This window comes from Phyllobacterium sp. SYP-B3895, from assembly GCF_009647635.1.
Classification (GTDB): domain Bacteria; phylum Pseudomonadota; class Alphaproteobacteria; order Rhizobiales; family Rhizobiaceae; genus Phyllobacterium; species Phyllobacterium pellucidum.
Window position 1 is genome coordinate 801,832 of record NZ_WJIG01000003.1, and the last position, 23,786, is coordinate 825,617.

The 23,786-nt window shown below is 60.4% G+C and carries 22 protein-coding genes; 15 read left to right on the plus strand and 7 right to left on the minus strand.

What is annotated here, in order from left to right:
- Nucleotides 1-88: 88 nt before the first annotated feature.
- From GF108_RS16470 to GF108_RS16485, 4 genes are all read right to left on the minus strand, one after another.
- Entirely contained in the window at nucleotides 89-826 is a 738-nt protein-coding gene (locus GF108_RS16470; protein ID WP_370462195.1) for a DUF2259 domain-containing protein, read from the minus strand.
- Entirely contained in the window at nucleotides 823-1,488 is a 666-nt protein-coding gene (gene rpe, locus GF108_RS16475) for a ribulose-phosphate 3-epimerase (RefSeq protein WP_153669085.1), read from the minus strand. The genes GF108_RS16470 and rpe overlap by 4 nt, the downstream gene beginning before the upstream one ends.
- 70 nt (nucleotides 1,489-1,558) lie before the next feature.
- On the minus strand, nucleotides 1,559-2,566 hold the full coding sequence (locus GF108_RS16480; protein WP_153669087.1) for a P1 family peptidase: 1,008 nt from the start codon (nucleotides 2,564-2,566) through the stop codon (nucleotides 1,559-1,561).
- Entirely contained in the window at nucleotides 2,566-3,645 is a 1,080-nt protein-coding gene (locus GF108_RS16485) for a branched-chain amino acid ABC transporter substrate-binding protein (RefSeq protein ID WP_153669089.1), read from the minus strand. The genes GF108_RS16480 and GF108_RS16485 overlap by 1 nt, the downstream gene beginning before the upstream one ends.
- Nucleotides 3,646-3,870: 225 nt before the next feature.
- Here GF108_RS16485 and GF108_RS16490 point away from each other — a divergent pair, with 225 nt between their 5' ends.
- The 8 genes from GF108_RS16490 to GF108_RS16525 all read left to right on the plus strand — a co-directional run bounded on the left by GF108_RS16490 (nucleotide 3,871) and on the right by GF108_RS16525 (nucleotide 10,675).
- Nucleotides 3,871-4,326: a flavin reductase gene (locus GF108_RS16490; protein ID WP_051615011.1), complete on the plus strand. Its 456-nt coding sequence runs from the start codon at nucleotides 3,871-3,873 to the stop codon at nucleotides 4,324-4,326.
- A 7-nt stretch (nucleotides 4,327-4,333) separates the two neighbouring features.
- A complete protein-coding gene (locus GF108_RS16495) occupies nucleotides 4,334-5,275 on the plus strand; it encodes a MoxR family ATPase (RefSeq protein ID WP_153669091.1) in 942 nt (313 codons plus the stop codon).
- A 1-nt stretch (nucleotide 5,276) separates the two neighbouring features.
- The gene (locus tag GF108_RS16500; protein WP_153669524.1) at nucleotides 5,277-6,542 is read left to right on the plus strand and encodes a VWA domain-containing protein; all 1,266 of its coding nucleotides are present in this window, start codon (nucleotides 5,277-5,279) and stop codon (nucleotides 6,540-6,542) included.
- A gap of 20 nt (nucleotides 6,543-6,562) precedes the next feature.
- Nucleotides 6,563-6,895, plus strand: a complete 333-nt coding sequence (locus tag GF108_RS16505) for an XdhC family protein (RefSeq protein ID WP_370462196.1) — start codon at nucleotides 6,563-6,565, stop codon at nucleotides 6,893-6,895.
- A 2-nt stretch (nucleotides 6,896-6,897) separates the two neighbouring features.
- Nucleotides 6,898-7,611, plus strand: a complete 714-nt coding sequence (locus GF108_RS16510) for an XdhC family protein (protein WP_370462197.1) — start codon at nucleotides 6,898-6,900, stop codon at nucleotides 7,609-7,611.
- Nucleotides 7,608-9,227, plus strand: a complete 1,620-nt coding sequence (locus tag GF108_RS16515; RefSeq protein WP_153669095.1) for an NTP transferase domain-containing protein — start codon at nucleotides 7,608-7,610, stop codon at nucleotides 9,225-9,227. The genes GF108_RS16510 and GF108_RS16515 overlap by 4 nt, the downstream gene beginning before the upstream one ends.
- 8 nt (nucleotides 9,228-9,235) lie before the next feature.
- On the plus strand, nucleotides 9,236-10,111 hold the full coding sequence (locus GF108_RS16520) for an alpha/beta hydrolase (RefSeq protein ID WP_153669097.1): 876 nt from the start codon (nucleotides 9,236-9,238) through the stop codon (nucleotides 10,109-10,111).
- Nucleotides 10,112-10,231: 120 nt separating this feature from the next.
- The gene (locus tag GF108_RS16525) at nucleotides 10,232-10,675 is read left to right on the plus strand and encodes a hypothetical protein (protein WP_153669099.1); all 444 of its coding nucleotides are present in this window, start codon (nucleotides 10,232-10,234) and stop codon (nucleotides 10,673-10,675) included.
- A 54-nt stretch (nucleotides 10,676-10,729) separates the two neighbouring features.
- On the opposite strand, the gene GF108_RS16530 is transcribed toward GF108_RS16525, so the two are convergent.
- Together GF108_RS16530 and GF108_RS16535 are read right to left on the minus strand one after the other, a co-directional pair.
- Complete coding sequence (locus GF108_RS16530) at nucleotides 10,730-11,632, minus strand: diacylglycerol kinase family protein (protein ID WP_153669101.1); 903 nt, start codon at nucleotides 11,630-11,632, stop codon at nucleotides 10,730-10,732.
- Between the two features lie 128 nt (nucleotides 11,633-11,760).
- Nucleotides 11,761-13,026: a glucoamylase family protein gene (locus GF108_RS16535; RefSeq protein ID WP_153669103.1), complete on the minus strand. Its 1,266-nt coding sequence runs from the start codon at nucleotides 13,024-13,026 to the stop codon at nucleotides 11,761-11,763.
- 136 nt (nucleotides 13,027-13,162) lie between these two features.
- Here GF108_RS16535 and GF108_RS16540 point away from each other — a divergent pair, with 136 nt between their 5' ends.
- From GF108_RS16540 to GF108_RS16555, 4 genes are all read left to right on the plus strand, one after another.
- Nucleotides 13,163-13,858: a fumarylacetoacetate hydrolase family protein gene (locus tag GF108_RS16540; RefSeq protein ID WP_153669105.1), complete on the plus strand. Its 696-nt coding sequence runs from the start codon at nucleotides 13,163-13,165 to the stop codon at nucleotides 13,856-13,858.
- A 264-nt stretch (nucleotides 13,859-14,122) separates the two neighbouring features.
- On the plus strand, nucleotides 14,123-14,602 hold the full coding sequence (locus tag GF108_RS16545) for a hypothetical protein (protein WP_153669107.1): 480 nt from the start codon (nucleotides 14,123-14,125) through the stop codon (nucleotides 14,600-14,602).
- Nucleotides 14,603-14,788: 186 nt separating this feature from the next.
- Nucleotides 14,789-17,419: a bifunctional lysylphosphatidylglycerol flippase/synthetase MprF gene (mprF, locus tag GF108_RS16550; RefSeq protein ID WP_153669109.1), complete on the plus strand. Its 2,631-nt coding sequence runs from the start codon at nucleotides 14,789-14,791 to the stop codon at nucleotides 17,417-17,419.
- 5 nt (nucleotides 17,420-17,424) lie between these two features.
- Nucleotides 17,425-18,798: a virulence factor family protein gene (locus GF108_RS16555; protein WP_246663979.1), complete on the plus strand. Its 1,374-nt coding sequence runs from the start codon at nucleotides 17,425-17,427 to the stop codon at nucleotides 18,796-18,798.
- Nucleotides 18,799-18,812: 14 nt separating this feature from the next.
- Here the strand turns inward: GF108_RS16555 and GF108_RS16560 are convergent, their stop codons facing one another.
- Nucleotides 18,813-19,814, minus strand: coding sequence for a bile acid:sodium symporter family protein (locus GF108_RS16560; RefSeq protein WP_153669113.1), 1,002 nt, complete (start codon nucleotides 19,812-19,814; stop codon nucleotides 18,813-18,815).
- Between the two features lie 218 nt (nucleotides 19,815-20,032).
- Here GF108_RS16560 and GF108_RS16565 point away from each other — a divergent pair, with 218 nt between their 5' ends.
- The 3 genes from GF108_RS16565 (at nucleotide 20,033) to GF108_RS16575 (ending at nucleotide 23,784) form a co-directional block, all read left to right on the plus strand.
- Nucleotides 20,033-21,049, plus strand: coding sequence for an iron ABC transporter substrate-binding protein (locus tag GF108_RS16565; protein ID WP_153669115.1), 1,017 nt, complete (start codon nucleotides 20,033-20,035; stop codon nucleotides 21,047-21,049).
- A 201-nt stretch (nucleotides 21,050-21,250) separates the two neighbouring features.
- The gene (locus tag GF108_RS16570) at nucleotides 21,251-22,756 is read left to right on the plus strand and encodes an iron ABC transporter permease (RefSeq protein WP_246664008.1); all 1,506 of its coding nucleotides are present in this window, start codon (nucleotides 21,251-21,253) and stop codon (nucleotides 22,754-22,756) included.
- Nucleotides 22,753-23,784, plus strand: a complete 1,032-nt coding sequence (locus GF108_RS16575; protein ID WP_153669119.1) for an ABC transporter ATP-binding protein — start codon at nucleotides 22,753-22,755, stop codon at nucleotides 23,782-23,784. Before GF108_RS16570 ends, GF108_RS16575 begins: the two co-directional genes overlap by 4 nt.
- The last annotated feature ends 2 nt before the right edge of the window (nucleotides 23,785-23,786 follow it).

Genomic DNA, 23,786 nt, shown 5'->3' on the forward strand with positions numbered 1-23,786 from the left:
GTGTTCCTGTCGGCGAAGAATTAAAAGTTGAGTGCGGTCTATCAGACCTTTGCCGATCGCTCAACGCAGGTTTTTGCCGTCGGCGCAGCTAGCGGCGGGTGGTCACGGCCATCCAGCGATGATCGGGACCTTCGAAGCCGAACGCCCTAATGGCGACAAGAACGGCAACAACCGGCGATGCGCCTTGAGGATAATAGGTTTGCACGGCGCCGATGCTGTAACCGAGCGGGCAGCCCCGGCTTGTCGGCACCGCTTCGTCGGCATGGAGCAATTGCGTCGCAGCGCCGGGCTTGTCGTCGGCAAGTGTCAGGCGAAACCCCTTGATATCGCCCATGTTCTGGCACATCTCGCTTGCTGGCGCGGAGATTTCCTCGAGCGTGATGGCGAGGGCTGGATCAAGCGCCGGAAAAATCGGCCGGGGGTTCACCCTCACTTTAAAAGGATCGGCAGAAAGCTCGGTTACCGGATTCGAAGCTACGGTAAAGCCGATGTTTGCCCGCAACTCAACGTCGGTGAGCGATGTCAGGCCCTGCGCATCCCGCGCAGCCTTGTCGCGTGCCTCTTCCAGCGAAGAATGTTCATCATCGAGGCGGACGCGCACCGGCGTCTTCGGCAGGAACTTGTCGTTCGCGGTATCGATGTAGAACCGGTTGGCATAGGGAAAGCCGGAACCGTCCTGGATACCGTATTCCTCGAAGGCGAAAACGCCGCCATCCTTGGAGAAACCGAGAATATTGAGCTTCGCCGCATCGCCCGCATATGATGGAGTTGCCGCTGGAAACAGGCCGAGCAGCAAACCAATGGCAAGGCGGCGATACGGGCTCACGCGCTATTCACGCAGGCATTGCGAATGAGATCAATGTTATCGCGGTAAGATGCGCCCTTGAATACGGATGATCCCGCAACCAGGGCGTTCGCGCCGGCCGCCGTGGCAAGCGCAGCTGTTTCGGCGGTGATGCCGCCATCGACTTCAAGATCGATCGGCCGCTCACCGATCATCGCCTTGATTTTGCGTATCTTTTCCAGCGTCTCGTGGATGAATTTCTGGCCGCCGAAGCCGGGATTTACCGTCATGACCAGGATGAGATCGATATCGTCCAGGACGTACTCAATGGCCGATTCCGGGGTTGCGGGGTTTAGCGCAACACCAGCCTTTTTGCCGAGTGCGCGGATCGTCTGCAGCGAACGGTGGAGGTGCGGGCCGGCTTCGGCATGAACGGTGAGGATATCGGAGCCGGCCTTGGCGAAGGCTTCAAGATATGGATCGCAGGGTGCAATCATCAGGTGCGTATCGAAAACCGCGTCCGTCAACGGGCGAATGGCCTTGACCACCTCCGGGCCAAAGGTGATGTTCGGAACGAAGTGCCCGTCCATGACATCGATGTGCACCCAATCGGCGCCCGCGTCGAGGACGCTGGTTACTTCCGCGCCGAGCTTGGAAAAATCCGACGCGAGAATGGATGGGGCAATGACGAGCGGACGGCTCATGTTCAGTCTCCGGAATTTAAAACTTGCGCGCCGTTACCATGCGCGTTCCGGTGGCACAACTGAAACCGGTCTAGATCAGCGATTTCCACACCGGATAGGGATCGTTCGCGGCTGGCGTCGCGGCATATATGCCGCGGGCAATCGCCCGTGACATGGTCGAAGCGGCTGCCGCGCAAAGATCGATGAATTCACCAACCTCCGGCATGCGGCCGCTCGTGCCGGTGGCAAGTGTGAATATGAGGTCGCCGTCAAACGGCGTATGGGAAGGCCAGATGGCACGGGCAAATCCGTCATGGGCGGCGATAGCCAGGCGCTTGGCCTGCGCCTTGGTCAGCACAAGATCGGTCGCGATGACGCCGATAGTGGTGTTCGAGCCCGCTGCTTCGCTGAATTTGGTTTTTATTTCACTCGTATCGGCGGGAAGCGGATGGGGCAGGCCGTGACCGCCGAACTCCTCACCGATTTCAAAAGGCGCGGCCCAGAAATGCTTGCCTCGGCCGATCGTTACCGACCCAAGCGCGTTGACCGCAACGAGCGCGCCGATGGTCGCGCCGCTCGCCAGCATTGAAGAGGCTGAACCGAGCCCGCCCTTCAACCCGGCCACAGTGGCGCCGGTACCAGCCCCGGCGGTTCCGATTTCGAATGCGGGCGATGCCGACTGGACGGCGGCGTAGCCAAGTTCGCGATAGGGCGGGAAGCGTCCCCAATCCTTGTCGCCCCCATTCATCATGTCGAAGAGGATCGCAGCCGGAACGATCGGAATGCGGTGACCGCCGACCTCGAAGCCGACACCCTTTTCGCGCAGCGCCGCCTGAACGCCCGAGGCTGCGTCGAGCCCGAAAGCAGAGCCACCCGACAGTACGAGCGCGTTGATCGATTCAACCGTGTTGTGCGGTTCGAGAAGGTCGGTTTCGCGCGTGCCCGGGGCACCGCCGAGAACCTGCACCGCGGCGGTCGCCGGCGTATCGTAGAGGATCACAGTCGTGCCGGACTTTACCTTTTCGTCGCTCGCATTGCCGACACGCAGGCCAGCCACATCGGTGATGAGGTTGCGGGGACCTGTCTTGACGCTGGACATCACTTCGCCTCCAGGACGAATTGCGTTCCGTCGAACTTCTGCACCCAGTAAGTATCCGCGATCCGCTCGCCCAGGGCGTCAAACTGGACGGAGCCCAGCGCTGTCTCAAAAGCATTCTTGTGCAGGAGTTCGCTGAGGGAACCCGGCTGCGCCTGCGCACCGGCAAGAACCTGCAAGGCGATCTCGGTCGCGGCATAGGCCGGTATGACGTAGCCTTCCGGGACTTTCCCGGCAAGTTCGACAGCGTTTTTCGCGTTGCGGGCGCTGTCGAGCTTTTCCGCGTCGCGCGGTGCTATCATCAGGGTTCCGGCGGCAAGGTCGCTGCCGTTGCCGACAGTACCGAGCGCTTCGCCGCTGACGATGGTGAGCGGGTAGGACAGGGCGACGGCGCTGCGCCCGATGGCTGCAACGTCGTCGCGCTCGCCGCCGACGAAAACCTGCGTGGCGCCCGCGCGCTTCAGCCGGCCGACGAGTGCGTTCTGATTGTCGAGGCCAGGGCGATACGTATCGGCGAAGACAGGCTTCAGGCCCTTCTCCTCAAGCCGCGCGCGCACGCCTGAGGCAAGTTCACGGCCGAAGATGGTGCCGTCGTCAATGATCGCGAAGGGTGTGGAATGCCACAACTGCGCAAGAATATCGCCTGTTTCCGTTACCTCGCTCTGTTCGGACGGGGCGAGCCGGAAAACGGCATATGGTTGCTCGGCTCGCCGCTCGGTCAGTGTTCGCGACCGCACCCCCGGACTTATGACCGGAATGCCCTTCTGGTTGAGGATAGGCAAAGCCGCCTCCAAGGCGTCCGCGCAAAGGAAGCCGACGACGATCATGACGTTGGCCTGTACCATCTGCCTCGCAGCGGCCTCGCCACCGGCTGCGTCGCACTTGTCGTCGGCGGTGGTGATCGATATCGCCTGGCCTTTTCCGGCAGTGTTTACCGCCACGGTGCTGCCATCGACCACTTGCATGCCGAGGCGCGCAAAGGGACCCGAAAGCGGCGCAATAACGCCAATCCTATCCTCCGCATGTGCGACACTCGAGACCAGAAGGCCAAGGAATGTTGCGGCGCGTAGCAAGCGATTCATCAAGAGCGGGCCATTTCGTGTTGTATGGTAACCAGTTACATTATTTCGGTAACTGTTTCCTTCATTCCGCGCAATTGGGGTCTATATAATAATAGGATCGAACAAAAATTTGTCCGCACTCTTTGGTTGTGGCGATTGTTGCGATACTGATGCTGCAGATACGGAATTGAAAATTTGCTTATAGCCAAGGATCAGAAGATCGAGCCGCTCGCGTTCCGCAATGCGATGAGCCATTTCGCGGAAGCCGTGCATATTATCACGACCGATGGTCCGGCCGGACGTCGTGGCGTGACGGTTTCGGCTGTCTGTTCCGTTTCCGACAATCCTGCAACGATGCTCGTCTGCCTCAACCGCGAGCATGAACTCAATCATCTCTTCATCGAAAACCAGGTCTTTGCGCTGAACACCCTCTCGCTTGGCCAGCAGGCGCTGTCCGAAGCTTTTTCCGGCAGGGGCGATCTTGCGCAGCAGGACAGGTTTTCCCTCGGCCACTGGCACACCTTGCAGACAGGGGCGCCCGTTCTCGTCGACGCATTGGCAAGCTTTGACTGCCGCATCGTCGCCACGCACGAGGTCGCCACCCACTACGTGATCTATGGCAAGGTGACGGCGCTCAACATGGGTGATCCGGCCAAATCCCTGATCTATCTCAACCGATCGTACCACTCCGCCGGAGACTAGGACCAGCATGGGCAAGCAAGCCGTTTCGTTCCTGCCGCAGTCGATCGAGGCCACCTTGGCCCTGCTCGAATCCGGCGGGTACGTTGCGGACCGGGCCTTGGCGACCGTTTTGTTCCTGAGCTTGCGCATGAAGCGGCCGCTGTTTCTTGAAGGCGAGGCGGGCGTCGGCAAGACGGAGATCGCCAAGGTGCTGGCGACCACCCTCGGCCGTCCTCTTATCCGGCTGCAGTGCTATGAGGGCCTCGACGTATCCTCGGCCGTCTACGAGTGGAACTATGCGGCACAGATGATCGAGATCCGGCTCGATGAGGCGAGCGGCGTCATCGACAAGAATGCGATCGAGCGGAACGTGTTTTCCGAAAAGTTCCTGATCAGGAGGCCGGTGCTGCAGGCGCTTTCAGGCGAGCAGGGCAAAGCGCCGGTCTTCCTGATTGACGAACTCGACCGCACGGACGAGGCGTTCGAGGCTTTCCTGCTTGAAGTTCTGTCGGATTATCAGGTGACAATCCCGGAGCTTGGCACCATTCGGGCGAATGAGCCGCCGCTGGTCATCATAACCACCAATCGTACACGTGAAATCCATGACGCACTAAAGCGGCGCTGCCTCTACCACTGGGTGGATTACCCCTCGGCTACCCGCGAGCTCGAAATCGTCCGCCGCAAGGTGCCGGCCGCCAATGAGCGCCTCTCGGACGAGATCGTCCGCTATGTCCAAAAGCTGCGCGAAGTCGACCTCTTCAAGTTACCGGGCGTAGCCGAGACCATCGACTGGGCCGGAGCCCTGACGGAGATGGACAAGCTCGCCCTCGATCCTGAAGCCGTATCCGATACGATCGGCGTGCTCCTGAAATATCAGGACGACATTGCCCGCATCGCTGGCGGCGAGGGCCGGCGCATCCTTGACGAAGTCAAGTCGGAGATACGCCAAGCCAGCTTGAATGCCGTCTGACATGGCGGCGCTCGAACCATCACCGCAGGCGGCGGGTTCGGGCAGTCATCTTGCGGACAATATCGTCTATTTCGCCCGGACCCTGCGCAAGGCAGGCATGCGCGTCGGTCCAGCCTCCGTCCAGGATGCAATCCAGGCGGTGCTCATCGGCGGCATCGGCTCCAGGGATGACTTCTACTGGACGCTGCACAGTGTTTTCGTAACGCGCCGCGAGGACCATGCGACATTCGACGAGGGGTTCCGTCTTTATTGGCGCTCGCGCGAACTGATCGAAAAGATGCTGGCAATGTTCTCCCCGGTTGCGATGGCGCAGGACCGTGAACGGGCAAGGGCAGCCGAAGCGCGGGTCGCCGAAGCGTTGCTCAGGGGCAATGGTAAGCCAGAACCGGGTCAACGCCCGCCGGAGATCGAGGTGGACGCCCGCTTTACATTTTCCGGCAAGGAAGTCTTACGGACCAAGGATTTTGCGCAGATGAGCGCCGCTGAACTCGGTGAGGCGCGACGCGCCATGAGCGAACTCACCCTGCCGCTCGATGAGGTTGAAACCAGGCGCTACCGCAGCGATCCGCGTGGGCGGCGCATCGATCCGCGGGCCATGATGCGGGCAAGTCTGCGCACGGGAGGCGACCTCATCCTGCCAAAGTTTCGTTCGCACCGCGTCGTGCACCCGCCACTCGTCGTGCTTGCCGATATTTCCGGCTCGATGAGCCAGTACACGCGCATCTTTCTGCATTTCATGCATGCGATCATGGAGAGGCGACGGCGTGTTCATTGTTTCGTCTTCGGCACGCGTCTCAGCAACATTACGCGGCCATTGCGCTACCGCGATCCTGACGATGCCATTGCGCGGTGCACCGATGTTGTAAAAGACTGGTCCGGCGGCACGCGCATCGGTGAGACATTGCATGAATTCAACAGGCAATGGTCGCGCCGCGTCCTGACCCAGGGCGCCGTGGTCCTGCTCATAACCGATGGTCTTGAGCGGGAGGATACAAGCGAACTCGAAGCGGAGATGGAGCGGCTGTCGAAGTCGTGCCGGCGGCTGATCTGGCTCAATCCCTTGCTGCGCTTTGAAGGCTTCGAGCCGCGCGCCCGGGGCGTTCGGGCAATGCTTCCCTATGTCGATGACTTTCGCGCCGTGCACAACCTTGAAGCGCTGGACGATTTGTGCAAGGCGCTCGGCCGGCCCCGCGACCGTAACGACGATCCGAAACGCTGGCTTGACCGAGCGACCCCTTCCCATGCGCCGGGATCGCACCCATATTGAGCCTGCTGGAGGGCATGACGATGCTGGAATCCAATCAACAAACACTTGATCCGCTGATGACCGCGCAGGATTGGATGTCAGATGGCCGGGATGTCGCCATCGCGACCGTCATCGAGACGTGGGGGTCGGCGCCAAGGCCGGTCGGCAGCCATCTGGTCATCGATCGCTCCGGCAATTTCGAAGGTTCGGTATCGGGCGGCTGCGTCGAAGGCGCGGTTATCGCTGAGGCCATGGACGTGATCAAGAGCGGCCAGCCGCGCATGCTCGAGTTCGGGGTTGCCGATGAAACGGCTTGGCAGGTCGGGCTTTCCTGTGGCGGACGCATCAGGGTTTATGTGGAGCGGCTGGGCTGATCGTGGATCCCTTTTGCCTCAAGAAACTTAACGAAGAGCGCCGCGCACGCCGCGCCGCGATCCTCCTGACTGATATTGGGGATGGCCGGGATCGGGTGATCCGTCAGGGCGATCCTGTTGCCGGTGCGCTGGGCCACGCGGTTCGAACTGCATTCCTGTCGGGCCGGTCCGGAATTGCCGATGTGGATGGCCGGTCCTTTTTTCTGAATGTGCATCTGCCGCCACCACGCCTCGTTGTCATCGGAGCGGTGCATATCAGCCAGGCATTGGCGCCCATGGCGAAGGTTGCCGGCTATGACATGGAAATCATCGATCCGCGCACGGCCTTTGCGACACAGGAGCGCTTCCCGGATGTCGTGCTTCACGCCGAATGGCCGCAAGACGTGCTGGAAGCCCGCCCGCTTGACCCCTATACGGGCGTGGCCGCAGTGACACATGACCCGAAGATCGACGATCCGGCGCTCGCGGCGGCGTTGACGTCCGGCTGTTTTTACGTCGGCGCTCTCGGCAGCCGCAAAACACATGCAAAGCGGGTGGAGCGGCTCAAGCTGCTCGGGCTTGCTGACGAACAGATCAGCCGGATCAGCGCGCCAATAGGACTTGATATCGGGGCCGCCAGTCCCGCGGAGATCGCCGTGGCGATTATCGCCGAGGTCGTCAAGTCATTCCGTGCGCGCGAACTGCAGCCATTGCAGCAATTGGACCGAACCGCATGATATTCGGTGAAATTCCACTCGACGATGCGGTCGGTGCGATACTCGCCCACTCAACCCACGCGGGCGGGCTCAAGCTGAAAAAGGGGCATATGCTTACAGCCGCCGATATCACGGGGCTCCGGGCCGCAGGCGTCAGGCACGTTATTGCAGCGCGGCTGGAAAGCGGCGATCTCGAAGAGAATGCCGCGGCCGAGCAAATCACCAAATCGCTTGATGTATTCAATGTCCGGCTGGGGACCGCAACGACGGGCCGCGTCAACTGCTACGCCGAAAAAGCCGGGCTTTTTGCTGTCGATGCCGACCTCGTCAATGCCATCAATGCGGTCGATCCGGCCGCAACAATTGCAACTTTAAAACCATTCGAGCGTGTGGAACTCGGCCAGATGGTTGCGACGATCAAGATCATCCCATTCGCAGTTCCGGCCCAAGTCATTGATCGCATCGCAATGCTGGCGCGCGGGCGAGCGGCAATTGGCGTCCATGCCTTTACCGGCGCGCGCGTCGGCCTTGCCCAGACGACCTTGCCGTCAGTGAAGACGAGCGTACTCGACAAGACCCGCCGCGTCATCGATGCGCGCATAGCCGGAAATCATGGTGAACTGACTGCCGAGCGGCGGACCACCCATTCCGAAAGCGCGCTTGCGGAGGCCATTCGCGAATTGCATCGATCGAACGACATCGTCATTGCATTCGGCGCATCAGCTGTGGTCGATGCCGGCGATGTCGTGCCGGCGGCCATCAGGCAGGCCGGGGGCGTTGTGCATCATGTCGGCATGCCGGTCGACCCAGGCAATCTTCTGGTGCTTGGCGAACTCGACGGCAAGCCGGTTATCGGTGCGCCGGGCTGTGCGCGCAGTCCAAAGGAAAATGGCTTCGACTGGGTGCTCGAGCGCCTCATGGCAAATGTGCCCGTCACGAAGGAAGATGTCATCGGCATGGGCGTGGGGGGCTTGCTTATGGAGATAACATCGCGGCCGCAGCCGCGCGATCCGCGACCCGCCGCGTCGCGCGCCGATGTGGCGATCGCCGTGCTCGCGGCGGGACAGTCGACACGCATGAACGGCCCCAACAAGCTGCTGGCGACTTTCTCCGGCATGCCTTTGATCCGGCGCTCGACCCTGACTGCGATCGAAGCGGGCGGACGTCCGGTCATTGCAGTTCTCGGCCATATGGCCGAGCAATGTAGCGCGGCGCTCGAGGGCCTCAATGTTGTCATCGCGCTCAACAAGGACTACGCAAGCGGCCTGGCATCCTCGCTGCAAACCGCGATCCGGCATGTGCCCGCTTCGGCGGACGGCGTCTTGATGCTGCTTGCCGACATGCCGGCGCTTTCGAGCGAGCACGTTGAGACGATGATCAGGCGTTTCAGCGAGGCAGGGGGTCAGTCGATCGTGCGAGCGACCTTTGACGGAAAGCGCGGCAACCCCGTGCTTTTGCCACGCCAATTGTTTGACGAAGTCTTCACGCTTGCCGGTGATGTCGGAGCCCGTCATCTGATCGAGCGGGGCGATTTTCCGCTGATCGATGTTGAACTTGGCGAGGCAGCGGCTATTGATGTCGACACGCCGGACATGCTCAATCGCGCCGGCGGCACGATCGCCCTGCCGAACCCTTAGGACTAACATTGCTGAAACCCATCCTCTTCGCCGCGTTCGCTCTGCTGTGCCTCGCTGCGCCCGCTTCCGCCGTGCAACTCGATCCGTACAAGGACGATCTCTTTGCCTATCCAGGTATTCTGAAAAGCGCGGATGGCGGCGACTATGTGGTTGTGGATTATAATGAACTGCGGGATATCAATGGCCGCGACACGGTGCCAGAACGGCGGGTCAAGCCGAACTATGTGTCCTTGCAGCCGAAACGCTCGCAAAAGGATCTGGTGGTTACGACCGACAGCGTATCGGTCAAGGTCATGGCAGTGGGCAATCTCGACAGCCCGGCCGTCATCACGATCTACCTGCACGGGCAGGGCGGAAATCGGCAGCAGGGGATGAACGATTTCACGTTCGGCGGCAATTTCAATCGGCTGAAGATCCTTATGGACCGGAACAACGGTCTATACCTCACCCCGGATTTCACCGATTTCGGCGAAAAGGGTGCAGCGCAGGTTGCTGGCTTGATTGCTCATTTCAAGGCGCAGTCGCCGCAAGCGAAACTGTTCGTTGCCTGCGGATCGATGGGGGGAATGTTATGCTGGCGGCTTGCGGACGATCCAAAGGCGGCAAAGGATATTTCCGGATTGCTGATCCTCGGATCACTCTGGGACGATCACTTCGTCGGCTCCGCTTCGTTCAAGCGCCGCATACCGGTCTTCTTCGGCCACGGTAGCCGAGACCCTGTCTTTGCAATCGATAAGCAGGAAGCTTTCTACCAGCAGATCCGCGCTTCCGGCAAAGGCTATCCCGTGCACTTTACCCGGTTTGAAAGCGGTAACCACGGCACGCCTATCCGAATGACGGACTGGCGCGGCGCGTTAAACTGGATGCTGTCGGTCGCACCCTGAGTGTCCTGGTGTTGTGGCAATAAAGTCCCATTGTGGCAGTTGCGCCACTAGACAAATGGCGAAAAGCGAATAGTTTCCGGCCTATATCCAATACTGCGATGAGACTTTGCGGAGAGACCCATGCGCCTGCCTGAAGTACTGAGCCGAATTGCCCCTTTGGCGGTTCTTATTCCCCTGGCAGCATGCTCCACGACCGGCCAGCCTCCACTGGTTCCGATGATCCCGACTTTCGCGCCGGTTCGCCCGCCGGTGGATTCAGCGCTGGCCGAACCCTGCATCCAGGCGGCGGCAGTCAAATACTTCCTCTCCGAAAGCAACATCAAGGCCGTTGAAGCGGAATCGATGGGCGGTGGCGTAAGCCAGGTCCGCCTGAAGGCGGATATCCGCGATGCCATGTGCACGGTAACCGACAAGGGCAAGGTCCGCTCGATCGTCGACACCATGCCGAAGAGCGCCGACCAGGCTGCAGCCGACGAGGCCGCGGCACGCAAGGCTACGAACCCGGCCCCGGCGGCAGCGCCCGCTGCGACGCCGACAAAAAAGAACAAGAAAACCAGCAGCTAAGCGGTCTTTCCTTTATAATCTCAGCAGCGCGGCCATCGCCGCGCTGTTTTCATTTCAGGGAACTTTTGGCGCAAGCACTTTGAGTTCGCCGGCGCGAACGGCAATCTTGACGTCGCGCGGCAGCGGGATCAGCTCGCCATCGATCGTGGCCTTCGCGCCGCGCCGCAGGTGCGGGAAGTGCAGCTCGACCTTTCGGGCCACAACTTCATCGACGTCCGGGTTGCTGCGCCACGAGCCGGTGAGCACCGTGAAGGCCAGCTTGAGAAGGGCCGCCGGCGTCAGTTTTCCAGCAATATAAACGCCGAGCTCGCCGCGGTTGACGACTTCGGGAACCGGCAGGACGCCGTGGCCATAGGCATTGTTGGCGACGGAAATCGCCGAAACGGTTCGCTCGATGGTGGTTCCGTCGATGACCATGCGAACGAGGAATTTGGGCGGGCGGCCCATGGCCTTGGCAAAGGCACGCATGCTGGCGAGCCGCTTGCCCCAGCGCGAGCGATATTCCAGCGTGTTGCGAACCTGTATCATCTGAGGCTGGAAGCCGATCGAGAACTGATGGACGAAACTTTCGTCATTGGCCGTTGAAATATCGACAGCTTCGATCGATCCGGTCGCGAGACTTTCAAGCGCAGCGTTGAGGTCGAGCGGGATCTTCAACGCCCGGGCGAAAAGGTTCATCGTGCCGGCCGGCAGGACCGCGAGGGGTATTTGCGACTTCCATGCGAAATCCGCGGCCGCGGAGATCGTACCGTCACCGCCGCCCGCCATGAGCACGTGGTCGCCCGGCTCGGCGCAGACGCGTTCGAGCGCTTTGATAAGCTTCTTGCCCGGGATGATCTCGCTTTCGAACGTATGCCCATGGCTTTCGAAGATGGACTTTGCCGTCGCTGCGAACGCTTCCATGTCCATCGTGCGAAAGGTGCCGCCATCGCGGTTGAAAACGGCATGGACTTTCATGTCTGATCCTTGTTCAGCGGGAAGCGCGGCGAGGTGAGCGGAAGATGGTCAATTGCCCCACTAAAAACAATCCCTCAGGCGTGTTTTCGTTCCTCGACTTTCGTAGGGCATAGGGGGCCATAATGGGCCTACACCTGTGACACGTGCGGGCTGACAAAGCCAAGCTTGCGCAGCCCATCCCTGATTTCCGGCGCGCTCATGAAGAGTTCCCAAAGCAGCCCGCTGCGGTGGTTCTCGATCATGGCGACAATCGGCCCCTGATTGATTGCAAGATAGGTGCGGGCATACCAGTTGCGCGCCGGTGCAAAGGCATCGACGAACCCGAAACGCCCGGCCATCCGGCTTTGCGGCAATGTCATGAAATGGCGCAGCGCCCGCATCGACTCGTAAGGCGTGTAGGGAAGGCTGCTCAGGGCCGCTGTCGGTGCAATCAAACCCATGTCGGAAACCGGTGAACTGACGGCGTAACCCTTGGGCGCGTGGCTCGCAGTCAGCCCCCAGCAATCGTTGGAGTGGGTTTTTTCCACGCTGTGCAGATAGTTGATGCGCGTGTGATTGCAGTTCTGCTCCCAGTAATCGGCGTAGCGATCCTTAAGGCCGCGCGGGTCGAGGCCGCAGAAGGAGTAATGGGCAAAGAATAGGGGGCCGCCATAGTCCGGACCCAGCGGCAGCGTTACTCCATAGTACTCGCGCCCGTTGGCGAATGCGCCATTGCCAGCAAAGCCCTCGTGGTAAATCCGGGGTTCGATCGCGTAGTCGGGGGAGGCGGCGGCGAGAACATAGGTAATCAGCGCTTCGTTCCAGCCGCGGATCGGCACATTGCGCGCCCATTCATGTTTCGGGCTGTGATGCCAGTAAAGGGCATTCGTTCCGGGCTTTATGTGTGCGCTCCAGTTGACCGCGCGCCAGACACGATCGATCCGGGCCCTCAGGTCGAAGCTCCCCGCATGTTGCGAGGCGAGATACTGGCGGACGCAGAGAAGCCCCTGGAACAGCAATGACGTTTCGACCAGATCGCCGCCGTCATCGAGGCGCGAGAAGGGGACTGTCGAGCCGTCGCGGCCGTTGATGAAATGCGGATAGACGCCCTGGTAGTGCGTCGCTTGCTCGAGGGTCGATACCATTGCATCGAAACGGGCAAGCGCATCCCGGCGTTTGATCCAGCCGCGTTCGAGGGCGACAATGATCGCCATGAAGGCAAAGCCAGAGCCGCTTATCGAGACGAGGTCATTGTTCGGATCAGCTGTCCGGCCAGACCTGTCGCGGGCAAGACCGCTATGTGGATGCGCGCCATCCCAGAAATAGCCGAAGCTTGCGCGCTGCACCCGCTCAAGCAGTGCTTCATCGCTGTCCTCGCCATGAAACGCTGGGGCCGAGTCAAATCGAAGATGCATGGGGGGCGCAATATCCTTGCCAAGGGCATTATGCCGCTGCATATGCCGGGTTGCATCAGGCGGGCGTCTCGACTCTATAGTACGCATAGCGCTGAGTGAGAAGGCGCAACCGGTAAAACCCGAAAGAGGCGAAGAAATGTTTGAAGCCCGTTTTGTTTTTGACCCGCTTCCGCAACCGGCATTGCCCGTGGCCGGTCTGGACAAGTTTTTCCCGGTTCACCGGATATACTGTGTCGGACGCAACTATGCTGACCACGCCATCGAAATGGGACATGACCCGAGCCGCGAGCCGCCATTCTTCTTCCAGAAGAACCCTGATAGCCTCCTGACCGAGGGGCGGGATTTCCCGTATCCGACAGCGACCAACGATGTTCATTTCGAAATGGAGCTCGTTGTGGCGCTTGCCAAGGGCGGCTCCGACATCAGCGTCGAATATGCGCTGGATCACGTCTACGGCTATGCCGTCGGGCTCGACATGACGCGGCGTGACTTGCAAGGGGAGGCCAAGAAGCTCGGCCGCCCCTGGGAGGTCGGCAAGGCGTTCGAGGCATCGGCGCCATGCTCGCCGATTGTGCCGGCGGCGGCGATCGGCCACCCGGTTGCCGGCGCCATCTGGCTGAAGGTCAACGGGACCGAACGCCAGCGCGGCGACCTCGACCAGATGATCTGGAAGGTGCCGGAGACGATTTCCTACCTGTCGACACTGTTCACGCTGCAGCCGGGCGACCTGATCTTTACCGGCACGCCCTCCGGTGTCGGCGCCGTGCAACGCGGCGATGAAATGCATGGCGGCGTTGATGGAATCGGTGAAATCCAGGTACGGGTCGTCTAGGGCGGCCTGCAATCCAACACAATTTTGCCAGCGAACCGAACTTGTTTCTTCCGAGATCGACAGCGACGGCGAAAATAATTTTCTGCGCAGTCTGGGCGGGCCGTTGCCGGGAATTCCACGCTGTTGGCGCAGCTTAGGCAGATATGCGCCGGCTAAGCGGAAACCCCTCGCATTTCCGTGAAGACTCGCGGCCTTGTGTTTGAAAATAAATGAGGTAATTGAGATCCATCAACTTCTATTTCGTATCTCAGAGCGCCGATTTTGATGGAACACCGCATTCTCTTTGGCTCCTATCCCATCCCGCGTTTCGGCGGGATCGCCAGCCACAACTTTGTGGTCTGGACGGATGAGGCCGGGCGTCCATTGTTCGAAATCAACGGCGGCGCTGCAAATCCGAACGGAAGTTTCAACTATTGCGCGATTGGCGGCGCGCTGACTGCTGTCGTCACCGACTATGCCAAGCGCGATCTCGTCTATTTCCCGGAATTTTACGTGCGGCCGACGTCGCGCACGACGATGATGCTGGAGGGCAGCTACGCGACGATTGCCGCGCGCTGGCGGGCGGCAATGGATGTAGCGAACCGTATCCGGCAATCGGAACTGCGCTACTCTTTTCTGATCCAGAACAGCAACTCGGTAGCAACCGCCATTGCCAAGGGAATGGGTCTCAACCCGCCGCGAAAGGCCGTCGGCCGCGTGCGTGCGCCGGGGAGCCATCGGCAACTATTGCTCGACGCGGCATGATCCAAGATTGATCTCCCAGTAAGACTGTAATAACTGATCGCATATCGTTATCCGGGCTACCGGAAGATGAAAGATTATTTAGCCTTTATTCTGGGCTCAATCCCGCCATTATTGCAGGGCTAATGCGCCAACCTTGAAACGGTGCAATTTGCTTCCTTCAGATCCATTCTGATTTTGGAATAACCCATGACGACGGCTGTCGCAGATCACGAAAAACAGATGCAAAGGCTGGAAGCCCGCGCGAAGTCTCGCCTTCCCTGGTGGGGCAAGAAGGCCAGATCGGCGATGTTCGCCGCGCTGGGCATTGGCGTGGCCATCGTCAGCCTGCTCGTCCTCGCCCATTTTTCCAGCGAGATTTCGCTGCATGATGTGAAGCGGTCGCTGCATGCCATTCCGACAAGCACGCTACTGGTCGCGCTTGTTTTCACGTTCGTCAGCTTTGCCGCCGTTGCACTCTACGACGTTGTTGCAGTTGAGACGATTGCGCCGAAACGCGTTCCCTATCACATTTCCGCCATGGCCGGCGGCGCCGGATACGCCATTTCCAACGCACTCGGCTTCTCGCTTCTGACCGGCGGAGCGTTGCGCTACAGGGTCTATGCCGCCGAGGGCATCGATATCGCCGATATCGGTCGCATCATCGGCACGTCGTGGCTGGCGATCTGGTTCGCATTCACGATTCTCATCGCCGTTGCCCTCGTCATCGACCCGACACGCATTCCCTGGGTGGTCTCGTTCGGCCCCATCGTCGATCAGGTGATTGGCACGGGAATTCTTATTGCCGTCGCGGTGCTTCTCTATTGGCTGTCGCGCCGCGAGCGTACGCTACGGATCGGCCGCATGTCGGTGCGCCTCCCGTCGTCGCAGGGCGCGCTGCTGCAGATCATCGCCGGACTTGTCGATGTCGCCGCCGCTGCTGCAACGCTCTATGTTCTCTTGCCTGCGGGCTCAGTTGGAAGCATTCCGGCCTTCGCGCTCGTATACGTGGTCGCAGTCGCGCTCGGCATCGTCAGCCATGCACCAGGCGGTATCGGCGCTTTCGAAGCGACGATTATTGCCGGCCTTGGCCTTGGCCAGAATCCCGACGCTATCGCCGCGCTGGTCGCCTACCGCCTGATTTATACGCTTATCCCTTTTCTGATCGCGATCGCCGGTTTCGTCGTTTCCGAGATTTTGCGCAAACGCCATCTGCTCGCCGCGCCGACGATGATGGCTGCGCGCATGTTCGAGCCGCTGATACCGCCGCTTTCGGCCGGCATCGCGTTTCTTGGCGGCATCGTTCTCCTGATTTCGGCCGTGATTCCGGGCCTGCACTCCCGCCTCGAAGTTTTGGCAGACATCCTGCCCATGCCATTTCTCGAAATGTCGCATCTTGGCGCGAGCTTCGTTGGCCTCGCGTTGCTCATCGTTGCTCGCGGCCTAGCACGGCGGCTCTGGCGCGCCTGGTTCCTTGCCCTCATTCTGTTTAGCCTTGGCGCCATCTTCGCACTTACGAAGAGTCTCGCCTGGGAAGAAGCGCTCATAGTGACCTTGATGGCGGGAACGCTGCTCTTGTTCCGCGATTCCTTCTATCGCAGGCCGCTCAACGAACGCTTCACACTCACATGGGGCTGGCTCGCCAGCATCGGGACCACGGCCTTCGCCGTAATCTGGCTCGGATTCTTTGCCTATCACCATGTCGAATATGCCAACGAGCTCTGGTGGGAGTTCGCCTGGGATGCCCAGGCCTCCCGGTTCTTGCGGGCGACGGTGCTGGTCCTCACCATTCTTGCGGCCGTCACGATCAACACGGTCATCAATGGTGTTGGCCGCAGCAAGCTCAAGGCCCAGCCCATTCCCGATCAAGTGCCTCAGGTCGTCGCCACATCGCCGCGTGCCTCCGATGCGCTGGCACTGCTCGGTGACAAGCGCTTCCTGATGGATCCGCAGGGCAGGGGTTTCGTCATGTATGCCCGCTCTGGCGGCAGCCTCGTCTCGATGGGCGAGCCCGTGGGCAACGACGGAACCGTCATATCGGATCTCGCCTGGGCGTTCCGCGGTCTTGCCGACCGAACGGGATCGCGCACGGTGTTCTATGGCGTAGGTCCCGAAAGACTGCCACTTTTCCTCGATATGGGCCTGACGGCGCTGAAGCTTGGTGAAGTTGCACGCGTCGACCTGACCGACTTTTCGCTTGAGGGCTCGAAGCGCCAGCCGCTGCGCTATGCGGCGCGCCGCCTCGAAAAAGAAGGCATAACATTCGAGGTCATTGCGAGGGACAATACGCCGGACATCATGGACGAGCTGCGCGAGGTCTCGGACGCCTGGCTTGAGATGAAATCCGGTTCGGAGAAGCGGTTCTCGCTTGGTTCGTTTGAAAACGCCTACCTTGCCAATTTCGACGTTGGTGTCCTGCGCAAGGAGGGCAAGATCGTCGCATTCGCCAATATGTGGCGCGGCGCCAACAAGGAAGAAATTGCCGTCGACCTGATGCGCCATGTACCGGATGCCTCCAGCGTCGTCATGGACGGGCTTTTTGCCAATCTGCTGATGGCGGCAAAGAACGAGGGCTATCATTGGTTCAATCTTGGCGCGGCGCCATTGTCAGGCTTGTCCGACAGTCATCTTGCCTCGCGATGGAACCGGATCGGCTCCTTTATCTACCGGCGCGGCGCCGAGTTTTATCGGTTTGACGGATTGCGCGCTTTCAAGGATAAGTTCGGCCCGAAATGGACACCCTATTACCTGATTTGCCCACCGGGCCTCGCGACGCCCCGCTCGCTCATTGATGCGACGAATCTGGTGAGCGGCAGCCCCTTTGAGGTCTTTAAACGATGAAATTCATGCGCAGGCGCACCCTGCTCGTCATTCTTGCATTGCTGATCGTCAGTATCGGTCTTTCTGCAGCACTTCACTACCTTCCGCGGTTCGGGTTTGGCGGCGGAGGCAAGCGCATTCTTGTTTCGTCCGAGCGGCTCACGGACGTGCCGTTGCTGCAGCCGGATGGCAAGCCGTCGGGTATCGCAATCGTCGTTTCGCAAAAAGGTGGCTTGGCTGCCGACGACGAAGCGCTGAGCAAGCTCCTGCTCGAGCGCAACTTTCTGGTCTTGACCGTCGATCTTGAGAAGTGGCGCAAGGAACTCGATCAGGATACCGGCGATTGCACTTATTTCGTCTCCGACCTCGAAGGTATTGCCAAGGAGGCGCAGCGCATGATCGCTGTCGATACCTATATGCATCCGGTAGTCGTTGGCATCGGCGAGGGCGGCGTGATGGCCTATGCCTCGGTGGCCGATACGCCGGCGGCAACCCTGGCGGGAGCCGTCGTTATCGATCCCTCGGTCGGGCTCAAGACCAAGCTTCCGTCGTGCGAGGGCGCCGATTATGAGGCCGTGGGCAATGACGGCTTCAGCTACTCCTACGATGCCGATTTGCCCAATCCGGCAACGATCGTGCGCGAGAAGCCGGATGCCGACCCCAAGGGCCCGCCCAGCACCGGCTTTTTCCTCGCGCAGGAAAAGCTCGGCGCAACGCGTCCCGAGCGGCTGCAGATCGCGGCGGACGCGGCGGTCGAAATCGCCAAGGAAGACGCCTCGGCCGAGTCGCTGCCGATCATCGACGTGCCGGCAACAAACGGCGATCCTAAATATCTCGCCGTCTTTTTCTCGGGCGATGGCGGCTGGCGCGATATCGACAAATCGGTCGGCGACATCATTGCCAAGGAAGGTGTCCACGTCGTTGGCGTCGATTCGCTCCGCTATTTCTGGACGCTGCGCAAGCCCGAGGACATCGCCAAGGATATCGGCCGGATCGTCGCGAAAGCCGATCCATCCGGCAAGCTGCCGGTGGTTCTCCTCGGCTATTCATTTGGTGCCAACACCATACCCTTCTCCTGGCCATCCATGCCCCAACAATTGCAGGACCGGGTGCGGATGATCGGCCTGATTGGCACGGAAGAGACGACGCCGTTTCAGGTGTCGGTCGGAGCATGGCTCGGGCTCGGCGGCGACAACGAGGTTGCGCCTGCAGTCGCCAAGTTGCCGCTGGACAAGGTTCTATGCGTTTACGGTTCCGAGGAAGACGATACGGCGTGCAACGATCCATCGCTTGCCTCAGTCGAGAAAATCGAACTTCAGGGCGACCACCACTATGACGAGAAGTACGACATGCTGGCCGCAAAGCTGATGCAGGCGATCGCGGCACGCCAGCCCAAATAGTCTTGGATTTTCCGTCAGGTCTGGGCGGCGGGATGTGCTTCCTTCGCGCGGGCCCGCTTTCCGGCATCCGCATATTTCTGGGCAATGACAGCGCATACCATCAGCTGGATCTGATGAAACAGCATCAGCGGCAATACTATGCTGCCGATGCTTTGCCCGGCAAAAATGACCGTTGCGATGGGAATGCCGCTGGCAAGGCTCTTCTTCGAGCCGCAGAAGGTTATCGCAATCTCGTCCTCGCGTGAAAATCCGGCCCAGCGGCTGCCGAACATCGTGATCGCAAGGACGATGGCAAGGATTGCAATGTCGAGCAGGATCACGACGGCAAGGTCACGAATCGAAATCGTATGCCACAGGCCCTCGGTCACGGATTCGCTGAACGCCAGGTAGACCACCATCAGGATCGACCCTCGATCGAACGGCATCAGCAGCTTGCGCTGGCTGCGAATGAAATTGCCGATGAATGGCTGGAGGATCTGCCCGAGAACAAAGGGCGCGAGCAATTGCAGGAGAATAGACTGCAGCGCATCAAGCGAAAATCCGCCATGGCTACCCGCTGTCGAAAAGAGCAGGCCGACCAGAAATGGCGTCAGGAACATGCCAAAAATGTTCGAAGCAGAGGCGGAACAGATCGCCGCCGGCACGTTGCCGCCAGCAATCGAGGTGAATGCGATCGACGATTGCACCGTCGAGGGTAACACGCACAGGAAAAGAATGCCGGAATAGAGCGCCGGCGGCAGTATCGCGGGTACCAGAATGCCGGCGCAAATACCAAGCAGCGGAAAGAGGACGAAGGTTGCCGCGAGAATCGCCAGGTGCAGCTTCCAGTGCAGGAAGCCGGCAATGACGACATCGCGTGAAAGGCGGGCGCCGTGCAGGAAGAACAGCATGCCGATCGCTATCTTGGTCGCGGTGCCGAAATAATCCGCCGCTACGCCGCTGATCGGAAAGAACGAGGCCAGGATCACGGCCCCGACCAGCATCAGTGTGAAATTGTCAGGTAAAAAGCGACGCATTGCGACTTCCATTCGTGAATTCAATGCGTCCGTCTAACATACGCAGCCCACTCCCGAAACGATGAGGACAATCATATTTGCACACGCATGAGAATGGAAAATATGAGTCGTTCGCTCACATAAATGTCACTGGTCTAAGTTGACGAGTTTTATCATAATTGTTTATCGAGTGAACGGACATCCGGGGGTCCGGATGCTTTTTGACAGGGGGATTTTCCATGAAGAAGTCATTTTCGCAATTTGCCGGCACGCTGATCGTTGCTGCCGGTGTCGCAAGCGCGACCATAATGGCGCCGGCGCGCGCCGAGGACGGTATCACCGTCTACAATGCTCAGCACGAGAGCCTTACCCAGGCCTGGGCCGACGGATTTACCAAGGAGACCGGCGTCAAGGTTACGATCCGCAACGGCAAGGACATGGAGTTCGCCAACCAGATCGTACAGGAAGGTGCAGCTTCGCCGGCGGATGTTTTCCTGACCGAGAATTCGCCGGCCATGGCGCTCGTCGACAATTCGAAGCTCTTTGCACCGCTCAACGCCGATATCCTCGCGCAGGTCCCGGACAACTACCGGCCGGCCAATGGAAATTGGATCGGCGTTGCCGCTCGTTCCACCGTTTTTGCCTATGACAAGAACAAGCTGACCGAAGACAAGCTGCCGAAATCGATGGTCGATCTTGCCGATGAAAGCTGGAAGGGTCGCTGGGGCGCAGCGCCCGCCGGCGCCGATTTCCAGGCCATTGTCAGCGCCTTGCTCGAACTCAAGGGCGAAAAGGTCACGGAAGACTGGCTCAAGGCCATGAAGGAAAACGCCAAGCCCTATAAGGGCAACAGCATTGCCATGAAGGGTGTGAACGCCGGCGAAGTCGATGGCGCGATTATCTACCACTACTATTATTACGGCGATCAGGCCAAGACCGGCGAAAACAGCAAGAACGTCTCCCTGCACTTCTTCAAGAACGAAGATCCCGGCGCGTTCGTCAGCATTTCTGGTGGCGGTGTTCTCGCATCGAGCAAGAACAAGGATCAGGCGCAGGCCTTCCTGAAGTGGGTCACAGGCAAGGGCGGCCAGGCCGTCTTGCGCGACGGCAATTCGTTCGAATACGCCGTGGGTAAGGATGAGGCATCGAATGCCGCTCTCGTTCCGCTGGCGGACCTGAACGCGCCCAAGGTTGAACCTTCGAAGCTGAACAGCAAGAAGGTGACGGATTTGATGACTGCGGCTGGCTTGCTCTAAGCGTCAGTCACGTTCATAAGGCGTCGTCCTGGCACCCCGGCATCAATGTCGGGGTGCTGTTTCATTCCGTGCGGGCGCGCAGGCGTCTGCGCCATAACGAAGAAAGCAATGTCTCCATTGCCGCCAAGCCAGTCAGACCAGCCAGGCGCGTTGTTGCTGCAAGCTCCATTTCCCCTGGTGCGCCGCCGCGGACTGCCACGCATGTGGGTCTTCGCTGCGGCGGCGGCAGTTTCGGCGCTTTCGCTGCTGCCGGTTGGGTTTGTCATCTGGATTGCGGTTCAGACCGGTTGGGAAACCGTATCGGCATTGATTTTTCGGCCGCGCGTCGGCGAATTGTTGATCAATACGCTTCTGCTGCTCGCCTTCACCATTCCGATCTCGATCGCTCTGTCGGTGTCGCTCGCATGGCTTACCGAGCGGACGGACCTTCCCGGCGCCCGCTTCTGGTCGTGGCTTGCGGTTGCGCCGCTCGCCGTTCCCGCCTTCGTCCACAGCTACGCCTGGGTCAGTCTCGTCCCCGGGCTGCAGGGCCTGTTCGGCGGCGTACTCGTTTCGGTTCTCGCCTATTTTCCGTTCCTCTACCTTCCGGTTTCGGCGCAGATCAGGCGCCTTGATCCGGCGATAGAGGATGCTGCGGCCTCGCTTGGCAATGGTCCGTGGCCCGTTTTCTTCTTTGCGGTGCTACCGCAACTGCGCCTTGCGATCTGCGGCGGTTCGCTGCTGATCGGCCTGCATCTTCTTGCCGAGTACGGCCTCTATGTGATGATCCGGTTTGATACATTCACCACGGCGATCGTCGACCAGTTCCAATCGGCCTTCAACGGCCCCGCCGCGAACATGCTGGCCGGCGTGCTGGTCATCTGCTGCTTCGGCCTGCTTGGCCTTGAAGCCCTCGCTCGCGGCAACGAGCGCTATGCCCGCGTCGGCTCCGGCGCAGCCCGCGTCCCCGTCAAGCGGACGCTCGGCTGGATGGCGGTGCCGGGACTGCTGCTTTGCGCGCTGACCGCAGCACTCGCAATCGGCGTTCCGTTCACGACGCTTGGCCGCTGGCTTATCCTTGGCGGCGCCGGCGTCTGGCGTCTCGACCTTATCGGCAACGCTCTTGGGCAAACGATCCTGTTCGCGCTCGCGGGTGCAGCCTTGACGACGGCGGTGACCTTGCCGATGGCATGGCTCTCCGTCCGCGCGCCCGGCCGTATCCAGCGTATTCTTGAGTCGTGCCATTACTATGTGGGATCGCTTCCCGGCGTGGTTGTGGCCCTGGCATTGGTCACGATTACGGTCCGCGTCGCCCTGCCGCTCTACCAGACGGTGGCAACGCTGCTCCTTGCTTACGCCCTCCTGTTCCTGCCGCGATCCCTCGTCGGATTGCGCGCCAGCATCGCCCAGGTTCCCGTCGAACTCGAACAGGCGGCGATGGCGCTGGGGCGCACGCCGATCAACGCCGTGGCGCAGATCACCATGCGGCTCGCCGCGCCGGGTTTTGCCGCGAGCATGGCGCTCGTTGCATTGGGCATAACCAATGAACTGACCGCGACGTTGATGCTGTCGCCCAACGGGACGCGCACGCTCGCAACGCAATTCTGGTCGCTGACCAGTGAGATTGACTACGTTGCCGCTGCGCCCTACGCATTGTTGATGGTTCTGTTGTCACTGCCCATGACTTTGCTGCTCTACACACAATCCAAGCGAATGACCGGACAATGACTTTTCTTTCAGTAAAGACCGTCACCAAACGCTATGGGCGTGTCACAGCCCTCGAAAATGTCAGCATCGACGTCGCCGCTGGCAGTCGCACGGCCATCGTTGGACCGTCGGGATCGGGCAAGACAACGCTGCTGCGCTTGATCGCTGGCTTCGAGGTGCCGGATGCGGGCCAGATCACGCTGGATGGAGAGTTGCTGGCCGAGGGCAGGGCCGCCACACCGCCGTACAAGCGCAGCATCGGCATCGTCGCGCAGGATGGAGCGCTGTTTCCCCATTTGACGGTTGCGGACAATATCGGTTTCGGGCTGGACCGAAAGGCGCCCCACCGCCATCGGCGTATATTGGCGCTGATGGACATGGTGGAACTCGCGCGGGAGATGGGCGACCGGCGGCCGCACCAACTCTCTGGCGGCCAGCAACAGCGCGTCGCCCTGGCGCGTGCCTTGGCCCGCCAGCCCAAGCTGATGCTGCTTGACGAACCTTTTTCGGCGCTCGACACCGGCTTGCGCGAGGCCATCCGCATGTCCGTTGCCGAGTTGCTGCGGGCCGAGAAGATCACGGCCATTCTGGTTACGCATGATCAGGCGGAGGCGCTGTCATTTGCCGATCAGGTGGCGATTCTGCGCGAAGGGAAGTTGCTCCAGTCGGGACCGCCACGCGACCTCTACATGAAGCCGTCCGATCCCGGCATCGCCTCGTTCTTTGGCGATGCGATCATCCTGCCGGCCGAGATTGATGATGGATGGGCCGAGTGCGAGCTCGGTCGCGTCGAGGTATCGAGTTCCTATCGCGGCAAGGGCCGGATCATGCTGCGTCCGGAACAGGTGGTCCTCTCCTTGTCCAACGGCGCGCACCCTTGCCAGGGGACCATCATGCGGATCGATTTCAACGGTCCGTCCAGCTTGATCGCGGTGTCGCTGGGGAAAGACGGAGCGCTGCTGATGGTCAAAAGCGCGCGGCTGGACTTGCCGCCTGTGGGCAGCCATGTTCAGATCAGTTTGATTGGCCAGGCGCACGTCTTCGCCTGATC